A 13,122-nucleotide genomic window follows, 5' to 3' on the forward strand; every position below is an offset into this window, starting at 1 on the left:
ACAAAACCAGGGATATAACAGATTACGCCGAAGAGGAGAATCCGGTGTGAAACTGGAAATATATATGATAGCAACAGGACAAAATATCAGGAAATATCACCGCAGGAAAATAGAAAACAGGAAAAAGGCAGAAAAGTTATTGTCAGTATTAAATTAAAGAGCCAATTTTTTTGAAAAAGAGCAGGTTCTTTTTAAGTGCGTCAAAAATCCATAAAAGTTATTCACAATGAAACAACACTTATGGATTTTTTTATATGAAAGGGATTAACAAAAGAAAAAGAGCTGAACGCTCTAAATAATTAATAAAAATTACTTAGTCGTTACAGCCCCAACGCTATTAAATGTTTAACTTAATGACATTGAAAAGCAACTCCTCTTATTTCAGCAATGCTTGTTTAGCTAATGCTAATGCACCACATACACCAGCATTATCCCCTAAAGCAGGAGAAACTATATAATCATTAATTTTATCTGTTAAAATCTCATTTTTTTGAACATACCCATTTAAAAATTCTCTTAGATATTTATAAATTAATGGAAACATTTGCTTTTGCTTTGAAACTCCACCACCTAAAATAATTTTTTTAGGTGATATAATTAAAATATAATTCGCTAAAGCTTGACCTATATAATAAGCCTCTAAATCCCAAGCAGGATGATCTTCAGGTAATTCAAATCCTTTTTTACCCCATCGAGCTTCAATTGCTGGACCAGCTGCCAAACCTTCAAAACATGTTCCATGAAATGGGCATTTACCTGCATACATATCATCTTCACGTACAACCATTTTGATATGTCCCATTTCTGGATGTAACAGTCCATGAACAAGTTTTCCTTCAACAATAGCTCCACAACCTATCCCAGTACCAATCGTCATGTACAAAGCGCTATCTAGTCCTTTTGCAGCCCCAAAATATGCTTCACCAAGTGCAGCACCATTAACATCAGTATCAAAGCCCATAGGAATATTATATCTCTCTTTTAAAGCTCCCATAATATTAAAATTTTGCCAACCTATTTTAGGAGTTGATGTAATATAACCATATGTTGAACTATTTAAATCTGGATCTATCGGTCCAAAACACCCAACCCCCAAAGCTTCAATATTTTTATCATCAAAAAATTTAAAAATATTAGCCATTGTCTTTTCTGGAGTTTCAGTTGGAAAAGAATCTCTTTCAATCACATTACCAAATTCATCTCCAATACAAACTACAAATTTAGTTCCACCAGCTTCAATTGCACCTAATTTCATCTATTCTTCCTCCTTGATGTAGTTCTATTATATCTTAAATAAACTTACAAACGAATATGTATTTATAAACAATTTTATTGCTTATCTCTATATAGACTTTTATTGATAGTTATTAACATGTAATAATTTATTAGCATTATCAATTCTTTCTTTAGAAGGAGCACTAACACCCTCTAATTTATATGGAATACCTAATTCTTCCCACTTAAATGTACCTAAAGTATGATATGGTAATACTTCTACCTTCTTTACATTATTTAAAGTATTAATAAATTTATCTAACTCGATTAAATATTCATCCTTATCACTAATACCAGGTACTAGCACATGACGAATCCAAACTGGCTTATTAATTTGCGAAAGATATTTTGCCATATCAAGTATGTTTTTATTTGATTTACCCGTTAATTCACAATGTTCTTCATCATTCATATGCTTAATATCTACTAATAATAAATCAGTATACTTCATTAATTCATTAAATTTACTAAAAAAAGGTTCTTCCCTTGTAAAATTAGCACCACTAGTATCAATACAAGTATTGACTCCTTCTTTTTTTGCTAATCTAAACAATTCAGTTACAAAATCTATCTGTAATAAAGGTTCACCACCACTAATCGTAATTCCCCCATTATCACTCCAATAACTTTTATATTTTAGAGCTTTATCCAAAGCTTCCTGAGGAGTCATTTCCATTGTTGGCTTTGCATTCGCCCATGTATCTGGATTATGACAAAATTTACAACGTAATGGACATCCATGAAGAAAGTAAATATAACGAATTCCTGGTCCATCTACTGAACCAAAACTCTCAATTGAATGCACTGCTCCAATAATATTATTATCCATATTATTCTCCATTTCACTTATTAATAATTATTTTATCCAATATATTATTTATTAAAACAGCCTCTTGTTAAAAGAGGCTGTTAGACTAGTTTTTAAAACTATATTACATTGCTTTATGACAAGTTCTTGAGATAACATCCATTTGTTGTTCACGAGTTAAATCAATAAACTTAACTGCATAACCAGATACACGAATTGTAAAGTTTGCATATTCTTCTTTTTCTGGATGTTCCATAGCATCAATTAATTTTTCAGTTCCAAATACATTTACATTTAAATGATGAGCTCCTTGATCAAAATATCCATCTAAAACTCTAGCTAGAGTATTTTTACGTTCATCATCATCATGACCTAAAGTATCAGGACTAATTGTTTGAGTATTAGAAATACCATCTAATGCCCATTCGTATGGTAATTTAGCAACAGAATTTAATGAAGCTAATAAACCAGATTGTTCAGCACCATAAGCTGGGTTAGCACCTGGTGATAATGGTTCACCAGCTTTACGTCCATCAGGTAATGAACCAGTAGCTTTACCATAAACAACGTTAGAAGTAATTGTTAAGATTGAAGTAGTTGGTTCTGAATCACGATAAGTGTGATGTTTTTTAATTTTTTCTAAGAAAGTTTGTAATAACCATACTGCAATATCATCTGCACGGTCATCATCATTACCATATTTAGGGAAATCACCTTCAGTTTCATAATCTACAACAATACCATTTTCATCACGAATTGTTTTAACTTTAGCATATTTAATAGCACTTAATGAATCTACTACATGAGAGAATCCAGCAATACCAGTAGCAAATGTACGTCTTACATCAGTATCAATTAAAGCCATTTCAGCTGCTTCATAATAGTATTTATCATGCATATATTGGATTAAGTTAAGTGTATTTACATAAATATCTGCTAACCAATCCATCATTTGATCATAACTTTTCATAACTTCATCATAATCTAAATATTCAGAAGTTATTGGACGATATTCTGGAGCTACTTGAACCTTAGTTTTTTCATCAATACCACCATTAATAGCATATAATAAACATTTAGCTAAGTTAGCACGTGCCCCAAAGAATTGCATTTCTTTACCAGTTTGTGTAGCAGAAACACAACAGCAGATTGAATAATCATCACCCCATACTGGACGCATTACACAATCGTTTTCATATTGTACAGAACTTGTATCAATTGAAATCTTAGAAGTATATTTCTTAAAGTTTTCTGGTAATCTAGAAGAATATAATACTGTTAAGTTTGGTTCTGGAGAAGGTCCCATATTTTCTAATGTGTGTAAGAAACGATAATCATTTTTTGTTACCATTGGACGTCCATCAGATCCAATACCAGCTACTTCTAATGTAGCCCAAACTGGGTCACCAGAGAATAATTGATTGTATGAAGGAATACGAGCAAATTTAACCATTCTACATTTCATAACAAAATGATCAATTAATTCTTGAGCTTCTTCTTCTGTAATAACTCCAGCTTCTAAGTCTCTTTCAATATAAATATCTAAGAATGTAGAAACACGTCCTACAGACATTGCAGCACCATTTTGAGTCTTAATAGCAGCTAAATACCCAAAGTATAACCATTGAACAGCTTCTTTAGCATTTTTAGCAGGACTTGAAATATCAAAGCCATATACTTCAGCCATTTTTTTCATACCATGTAATGCTCTAATTTGTTCAGCTAATTCTTCACGACGACGAATAATATCATCTTTCATAGATCCACTTCCACAAACAGATAAATCATGTTCCTTGAAAGCAATTAATTCATCAATACCATATAAAGCAACTCTACGATAATCCCCTACGATACGACCACGTCCATAAGTATCTGGTAATCCAGTAATAATTTTATTACGACGAGCAGCTCTAATTTCAGGTGTATATACATCGAAAACCCCTTGGTTATGAGTTTTATGATATTCAGTAAAAATTTTGTGTAATTCAGGATCTGGTGTATATCCATAAGTTTCACAAGCTTGTTCAGCCATTTTAATACCACCATAAGGCATAAATGCTCTTTTTAATGGTTTATCAGTTTGTAAACCTACAACAGCTTCTAAATCTTTTAGATCTTCATCAATATATCCAGGACCATAGGCAGTTAAACCAGAAACCACATGAGTTTCCATATCTAATACTCCACCTTTAGCACGTTCTTCTTTTTGAAGTTCTTGTAATTTTCCCCATAGCTTATTTGTAGCATCAGTTGGTTCAGCTAAAAATGATTCATCACCATAATATGGTTTATAGTTATTTTGGATAAAATCACGAACATTAATTTCTTCTTTCCAAAGTCTACCTTTAAAGCCATTCCATTGTTCTTTTTTTAACATGTCTTTTTTTTCCTCCTTGAAATTGTTTGACTGTTAGTTAAGCTTATACAAGGATTTAAATAATAATCCGATAGATTTGCAAGGGATATCATCAAGACTAATTATTCTTTCCGATTGTAAAGCATTTACATTTTAAGAATAACACACACTATTTTTTGGAAAATAACTTCATTTTCCTCTGTTATCCACGCTTGCATTATATTATATTTTGTTTTTACAATTCAAGTAATTTGCACCAAAAAAACAAATTATTTTCAACAAACTTCGTTTACCATATATTATATAATGCAACCCCATTAATGTAAGCTCTTACACAACAGGGTTTTTTATTTCATAATTCTTAATTAATCAAGATTTTAAATTATATATTTTATATAAAATCAATCAATTTAATAGTAGATTTTTTTTTTAATTTATTATATAGTATATTCTAAGTTGTCAGGAGGGAACATAATGAATTTAACATTCAACACAGATACTGATTTTGATCAAGTTAAAATGATTATAGGTGATATCATAAAAGATACCGCTAATGACTTTGATTTATTTCTTTCTACTAATTCAATCAAAAATTTATCTGTGCACCTAAGCATTGCAATTATTAGAATAAAATCAGATAACTACATTCCTTTAAGTAATGGTCAAATTACCTCATATAAACAAGAATACAGTTATCCATATGCCAAGATGCTATGTGATCGTCTTGCAAAAAAATTTGAAATTGATTTTCCTGAAGCAGAAATATCTTTAGTTTCAATGTATTTATCTAAAAATCAAAAACTAGATTTAGAGATTAACTCTGGATTTGATCTACTAGACGATAACATTTTTAAAATCATTAATGAAACAATGACTTGTATATATCAAAAATATCATAAAGATTATCGAAAAGATGATAAATTATTCATTGCTATCGGACTACATTTAGAACCCGCATTAGAACGATTAGCCAATAATCAAACAGTTGAAAATCCTTTAAAAGAAGAAATCATAAAACGCCACAAAGAAGAATTCAACTATAGCAAAATTCTAAATGACATAGTAAAAAAAGAAACAGATTTATCATTTAACAAAGATGAACTAGCGTTTATTGCTCTTCATTTTGTTGTAGCTAATAATCGAATTGAAAATTAAAAGTTATAACAATTAAAGGAGACTTCTTATTTTGTTGATTTATTTAACAAAATTTGAAATCTCCTATTTTTATTTACTCATAACCAGGTAAGAACTAATTAAAATCACTATAAATTTCTGTAGTTTCTCAGTTGAAAAACTATAGAAATTGAAGTAATTCCTAGTAATTTGTATATTATTAAAATTCATTAGACTTTCCTTAACACGATAAGAATATTAAATATGCACAACTAATTTGTTTTGTATTTTTTAACTAAATTATTTATCAGTTCTTCCATCATATTAAGTAAACTTTTCATCCTAAAAGAATATTAATAATCGCTTTTTCTACAACTCTTCATATAGAACAACTTAGTAATATATTAAATTCATTATACTATTCTCTTCTAATATAAATGAAAATATGCTTTATTATAAACTTTTTTTAGAAATAAAAAAGATTAAGATTTTTGGAGTAACTAAGCTACTTGTCTTAATCTTTTTATTTTGTCAATAACATTATGTTAATGTCATTGCATTAATAGTACGCTATATATCATTAAACCTTTCTTTTCTTATTTTCATAAAAGATAATTGATGCAACTACTAAACCACCTAATGAATACATCATATTTGTTGTATCTCCAGTTTTTACACTTACTGTTGTATCTCCTGGTTTTACTAGTGTACTAGTATCTACAGATGGTTTACTTGGATTTACTTCTAATCCTGATAATGCTTTTATTAAAGCTGACACTACAGTTTCTACTTCTTCTTTTGTTGCTTCTGGATTATTTAATACTACACTTGCTTTTTCTACCTCAACATCTACTGCCTTTAATGATGCTGCACTATAGTTTTGTCTGTTTAGCCCATTTGCCTTGTTGATTAAACCACTTAATAAATCTTTATTTGGTTTTAATCTTAAGTTTACAAATGCTCTTACTAATTCACTATATACTTCATCTACTTCTTCCTGCATTGCATTTTCGTTACCTAATACTTCATTTGCTTTTTCTAATACTGGTATCATTGCATTCCATGTTGACTCAATATATTTATCTGATTCTAAATCATTGATTTGATCTACTTGTTTTTGTAATAATTCTTTATTTCCTTTGTAGAATTCCAACATATGCATTACATTAGCTAAACGATCAAATGCATCATCTATTTCTTCTTGTGTTGCTCTTGCATTAGCATAAACAGTTTGACCATTTGCTAATGCTGCATTAAATTCTTCTACTACTGCTGGTACTACATTTTCTAAACTTGCATTTTCTGCCATTTCAATAGCAATTTGTAATGCTATCTTATTTGTTTCAACAACAATGTTGAATACAGGATAATTATTTACACCATTTGTCCATGAATAATATCCATCCTGAACATTATTATTTAAATTATTTAATAATGTTCCATTTGTAAATTCATCTAAATTCAATGAAATAAAATCATCTAAATTATTTGTATTTCCAAGAGCATTTTTATTATTTTCATAATAAATATTACGATATGTAACCTTGTAATTTTCACCAGCAACAGATTCATCATATCCAGCTATAACTCCACCAAATCTAGGGATTGTTACATCAGCTTTACTATAACAATTTTCAATGATAGTTGCAGTAGATGGATCAATACTACGATTAGCCGCACCAACTAAACCACCTGCTGTTTCCACTGTTCCTGTTATCTTAGCCAATGCATAACAATTATTCATCGTTGAATTATTAAACATTCCTACTATACCGCCAACATCATTAGCTCCACTAACTACTGCTTCAACACCACAATTTATAATTGTCGCATACATAGTTCGTCCAACTAAAGCCCCAACTCTAGTTCTACCTGTTATATTAGCATTTTTAAGTTCGATATTTTTGATTGTTCCTTGTTCTAATAAACCAATTAAACCAACATTTTCTCCTTGAGGCTGATTGATTGTTAAATTAGTAATAGTATGACCATCACCATCAAAAACACCTCTAAATACTGCAGCTGGAATATATTTATAGTCCTGCATATCCAAATCATTAGTTAATTTAAAATGTGCTTGTGTTTTTTCACCACTATTAATTTCATTAGCAAATAATAATAATTCTTTTTCAGAACTAATTAAATATGGATTTTCAACAGTTCCTTCACCTTCAAATTCATAATTTGATGATGAAGTAAGATTTTGATTATATTTATTACCAATAACCAAATTATCCAAATAACCATCTATACCATTAAACATATTGCTAGTTGGTAAATATGATGTCATTGAATGAGCTGGCACACTAGCTGGTCCTACAATCAATGTTGGACTGTAAATAGCACCATCAACTTTTAACAATGTTGTGGCATTAGCACCATGAACATAAGTACTAGTTAGAGTAATATTTAACCATTGATCAACTGGTAAAATAAGATCATATGTATAAATATATTTACCAACTTTAAAACTTAAACCATGATTCTGATAATTCAAATAGAATGTACAATAGTCATCACTAAATAATATTGCATCATTATTTTGAGTTCCATTCAAATATAAATCAAAGTTTACAGTATATGGATATCCTACCCCTGCAAAAGGTAAAGAAAGATTACTTTGTGGTTTAAGTTGTAAAACTTTTCCATTAAAATATTCTTCATTCATTACTGTGAGTACAGCTTCTTCAACAGTTGCATCATAACCATTTTCCTGATCATTAATTTTTTGAGCTGCCATTTCTTCAAAATCATATTTAGCAATAATATTCGAATCAGTAGCCACATATTTTCTTGGATTAGCATCAGGTGCAAAATCACCAACTTGTTCAAATGCCTTAACAAAGTCTGAGCCATTATCAAAACGATCATCATCACCATACCAGCTCTTTTCACTAATCACGCCAATATAAGATAAAACTAAATCCAAAACATCAAAATCATTTGCCCATGAACGATCATTCCAATTACAGAAAAGAGTTCCTAAAATTTGTGGATTTCCACGTAATAAATCATATTGAGCATAATAATTGCGAGAAGCAATATAAGTTGGATTTGCAATTCTATGAGTATCAAAATCACTACATCCCTGCCAAGTATTGTAAAAAGTTTCCATATCAACATATCCATTATGTAAACCATTACCATTCCCTGGAATTAGATACATACTATTAGAAGTCGAATTAACAATCTCAAATCCATCTGCCAATGCCTGCTCAACCCTTTGATCAGCAGAATCCCAAATTTGATTTACAACATTTTTAGAATCTATTTCCTCAGTTCCATAATAAACTGAAAGATTTCCCCAAAAATAAACCTTATCAATATTATCTTTAGATAAACAATATTGTGCTAAATCATTAATATAACGACGCATATTTTCATTTGTATTAGATGATTCATCAGTTCCAATATGTACTGCAGCATTCTGGAATACAGGATCTTCTCCATCTAAAAATTCATCAAAAACACTGCCAATTAAATTTAAACATTCATCATAATGATTATTTAAATCAAAATTTGAACCATTAACAATTTCAGGATTAATTAAATTAAAAATTGTTGCATGACCTGGAGAATCAATTTCAGTAATAACATTAACACCAAATTGTTTTAAATTCTTTTGCATTTGTCGATAATCATCCTGTGACCAAACATAATTACCATTTTCTAAATTATATGTATTTAAAGCTGGATACTTCTTACTCTCAACTACAAATGAAGAACTATACTCTCCCCCGAGTCCACTGTCTTCATTAATATGAAGATGGAAAGTATTCATTTTAAACCAAGCCATATATTTACCCATTTCCTCAATGTAGTCTAAGTCAAAATAACGTCTTGCTACATCAAGCATTCCACCACGTACAGCATATTGTGGATAATCACGAATAATTCCCATTGGAATCGTATCATGATTTTTATCTTGATACAAAATTTGAGCAATAGAAACACTACCATAAAGCATTCCTATGTCATTAGGTGCATTAATAATAACCTGATCCCCAATATTAATATAATATCCTTCCTCTTTTAATTCATTTAACTTATCAGGAGCATAATTAATAACAATATCGCCACTTTTCGCAAGATCATCACTTACTTCTAAATTTACACCTATCATCTCATTTAAATACATTTGCAACATCTCAGCACTTGTTTTAGCCCTTTGATCTTGATAAATAATTCGAGCATCTTTTTCAAGTTTAAAATTACCATTTAAACCATACCATTCACGAAGTCCTGGGACAACATTAGGCATTTCATTAGTACCTGCATCACTATATTTACCATCAATAGTAATTGTGATATTACGATCTAATTGACAAACTATTTCATTATCTTGGGTATCAAGAATATTATAAATTAAATATACTTTTTGTTTTGTCAACGGCTGATAAATTTGACCATTTAAATCAATAACCTGTTGATTACTTGAACCAAATAATACTGCTTGATAACGTCCATCATCTGATGCTGGTAAAACTATTTTACCATCTTTAATCTCTGGATTATTTTCAATACCTGCCATAAATTTTTCTAAATTATTAGCATCATCGAAAATAGTTAATCTAGCTAGATTATCTGCTCCTAATTTCCATTCACTATAACCATCTTGTCGAGATTGATTTAAAACATCAACAAAAGATTGTTTCATCATATCAGCTTTTTTCATTCCTATAATTGTTGATACAGGAATAAGATTTCCAATTGCAACATTAGGTAAGTTTTCCTGATTATAATAAACATGACTATAATTCGCAAAATAATCATCTTGTTCAATATATCCAGCAATTTTACCTGAATAAGTACCCCAATGAACCCGTCCTAAATTATAAGAATTAATTATATTTGTTTCTATAGTCGGATTAAGACTGCGACAAACAGAACCTGCTAAACCACCTAATGATTTAGAACCACTAACAATACCTTTATTATAACTATTTAAAAGATCTGAATTATTCAACATTCCAACTATTCCGCCAACATCCTCAAATCCTTTTACTGTTGCATTATTATAACAATTTAAAATCATTGCCTGCATGCTTCGCCCTATTAATGCTCCAACTTTGTTACCAGCTTCTACTTTACCACTATCAATTCCGAAGTTTTTAATTTTTCCTCTTTCAACCTGATGGAAAAAACCAATATTTTGTCCACCTGCTACTTTAATATTGAGGTTTTTAACAACATGTCCATCTCCATCAAAAGTACCTTTAAAAGGAATCACAGAACTAAGTCCATTAAAATCAATTCCTTTTAAATCCAAATTTGCATTCAATTGATAATAAGCCGAAGCAAATTCAGCTGATAAATCAACAACTCGCTCCATTTCCTTTAAATCAGCAACTGTTTTAATCAAATATGGATCACTTTCACTACCATTACCAATCAAAGATGTTTTAATAAATACTTTTCCTCTAAATCCAGGATATCCTGTATTATCTTCAAGCCAAGTACAATAATCAGAATCTAAATTAAGATTTAATTTCACAATTAAATCACCATTACTAAATTCCTCTATACTAATAGGATTTAATCCTTCACGATTATTATTATTTCCTATTCCTGTTTGACTTTGATCATAATATAGATTGCTCATTGTAGTTTGATAATCCTTACCATGAACACCTTCATCATATCCAACAACTGCACCAATATGCTGGCTTCCAACAACACTAGCACGACTATAACAATTATCTAAAACTGTTGAGGTAGCAGGATCAATACTACGATTAGCTCCACCAACAATTCCTCCAACTGTTACTTCACCACTAATATTCCCCCATACATAACAGTTAGCTATTGTTGAATTATTAAACATTCCAACTATTCCACCAACATCATTTGTTCCACTTACATCTGCTTTTGAATAACAATTAATAATATTGGCATACATAGTTCTACCTACAAGTGCTCCAGTATGATTACCACCTATAATCGTACCGCTTTCAATTCCAAGATTTTTAATCGTTCCACCATTTAAAAAACCTATTAACCCTGTATTTTCTATTGATGGTGTATTAATATTAAGATTTAAAATATAATGCTGATCCCCATCAAAAACACCTGTAAAACGTGTAATTGGATTAAAATCAATTCCACTCATATCAAGATCAGTTGTCAGTTTATAATATGCACTCTCATATGTTGTATCATTATTAATAATTTCTGACATTAAATTTAAATCATCTACACTTCTAATCAAATAAGGTATATTTTTAGTTCCGCTACCAATCAATCCACATTCTGACATACCATCATCAAACTCAGGATACCCAATTGCCCCCTTTACCCAAGAAGTGTAACCATCTTCACTATTACTATTTAGGTTTTCTAATAAACTCCCATCTTGAAAAGATGCTAATTCTACCCCATTAACTCCACTACGACCTTCATTATTTCCAACTCCAACTACTGAGCCATCATAATAAATATTAGCCATTGTAATCTCATATCTTGACCCTGCTGTACTTTCATCATAACCAATCGCACTTCCAACATATTGACCACCTGCTACATTAGCTAAACTATAACAGTTCTTTAAAATTGTTGAGGTCGCAGGATCAATACTACGATTAGCCCCACCAACAATTCCTCCAACCGTTACACCACTACCATTTATATTCCCCCATACATAACAGTTAGCTATTGTTGAATTATTAAACATTCCAACTATTCCACCAACATCATTTGTTCCACTTACATCTGCTTTTGAATAACAATTGATAATATTGGCATACATAGTTCTACCTGCAAGTGCTCCAGTTCTACTGCCCCCTTGAACAAAACCACTTTCAATTCCCAAATTTTTTACAGTTCCTCCATTTAAAAAACTAATTAGTCCAACTTGATCTTTATCGCTATCAATCTTTAAATTAAAAATTACATGCCCATTACCATCAAGGACTCCAGAAAAACTATTCTTACTTCCAATTGGGGTAAAGTCAACCTCCTCCATATCAATATCTGTCATCACCTTGTAGTAAGCATTAGCATAACCATCTACACTATCTACAAGTAAAGACATTTTAATCAAATCTTCTTTTGAATTAATTAAATATGGATTATCAACAACTCCACCACCTGCAAAATCCCCATCTTCTCCATGAACAAAATTAACTGTCAAAGATGCAAATATAACGAATGTACACAAAATAAATTTTAAAATCCTTTTCATATCCATCCTCCTTTCATACATCCGTTAAAACTAAATCCCCCTATCTTTTAAATCTATTATTAATCAGTAAAATACTGTTAATAATCTAAATATATTAAAAGGCAAGACTAAAACATTTCTGTTTTAAGTCTTGCCTACTTAAAGTAACAACCTTATACAATTCAAGTATAACTCTTGTATAAAAGTTTGTCTATATTTATAGTAAAAATTTAATTTTAATTATTAATCTTCTTTTCTTCTTAATAAACTTAGTCCAGCTAAACTTAACATTGATAAGCTTGCAAAAATTCCAAGTAAACCATTATCTCCAGTTTTTATACTTGTTGTATCTCCTGGTTTTACTGGTGTACTAGTATCTACTGTATTTCCTGGTTTTGCTACTAATCCTTC

Annotated in this window: 5 protein-coding genes; 1 reads left to right on the forward strand and 4 read right to left on the reverse strand. The window is 30.2% G+C overall.

Annotation, left to right across the window (positions count from 1 at the left end; genetic code table 11):
- Positions 1-376: 376 nt before the first annotated feature.
- The 3 genes from BMW96_RS06565 to pflB all read right to left on the reverse strand — a co-directional run bounded on the left by BMW96_RS06565 (position 377) and on the right by pflB (position 4,460).
- The gene (locus BMW96_RS06565; protein ID WP_092353722.1) at positions 377-1,255 is read right to left on the reverse strand and encodes an ROK family protein; all 879 of its coding nucleotides are present in this window, start codon (positions 1,253-1,255) and stop codon (positions 377-379) included.
- Positions 1,256-1,354: 99 nt separating this feature from the next.
- A complete protein-coding gene (gene pflA / locus BMW96_RS06570) occupies positions 1,355-2,104 on the reverse strand; it encodes a pyruvate formate-lyase-activating protein (protein WP_092353724.1) in 750 nt (249 codons plus the stop codon).
- Between the two features lie 103 nt (positions 2,105-2,207).
- Positions 2,208-4,460: a formate C-acetyltransferase gene (gene pflB / locus BMW96_RS06575; protein WP_092353726.1), complete on the reverse strand. Its 2,253-nt coding sequence runs from the start codon at positions 4,458-4,460 to the stop codon at positions 2,208-2,210.
- A 453-nt stretch (positions 4,461-4,913) separates the two neighbouring features.
- Between pflB and BMW96_RS06580 the strand changes: the two genes are divergently transcribed.
- A complete protein-coding gene (locus tag BMW96_RS06580) occupies positions 4,914-5,594 on the forward strand; it encodes a BglG family transcription antiterminator (protein WP_092353728.1) in 681 nt (226 codons plus the stop codon).
- Positions 5,595-6,132: 538 nt separating this feature from the next.
- Here BMW96_RS06580 and BMW96_RS06585 read toward each other — a convergent pair.
- Positions 6,133-12,732: a family 20 glycosylhydrolase gene (locus tag BMW96_RS06585; protein WP_162207547.1), complete on the reverse strand. Its 6,600-nt coding sequence runs from the start codon at positions 12,730-12,732 to the stop codon at positions 6,133-6,135.
- Between the last annotated feature and the right edge of the window lie 390 nt (positions 12,733-13,122).

Source organism: Thomasclavelia cocleata (assembly GCF_900102365.1).
GTDB classification, from domain to species: Bacteria; Bacillota_I; Bacilli_A; order Erysipelotrichales; family Coprobacillaceae; genus Thomasclavelia; species Thomasclavelia cocleata.

What these genes read in the sequence shown, in the direction of transcription:
- BMW96_RS06565 (WP_092353722.1), bottom strand. Translation starts at nt 1,255, where the DNA reads ATGAAATTAGGTGCAATTGAAGCTGGTGGAACTAAATTTGTAGTTTGT.
- pflA (WP_092353724.1), bottom strand. Translation starts at nt 2,104, where the DNA reads ATGGATAATAATATTATTGGAGCAGTGCATTCAATTGAGAGTTTTGGT.
- pflB (WP_092353726.1), bottom strand. Translation starts at nt 4,460, where the DNA reads ATGTTAAAAAAAGAACAATGGAATGGCTTTAAAGGTAGACTTTGGAAA.
- BMW96_RS06580 (WP_092353728.1), top strand. Translation starts at nt 4,914, where the DNA reads ATGAATTTAACATTCAACACAGATACTGATTTTGATCAAGTTAAAATG.
- BMW96_RS06585 (WP_162207547.1), bottom strand. Translation starts at nt 12,732, where the DNA reads ATGAAAAGGATTTTAAAATTTATTTTGTGTACATTCGTTATATTTGCA.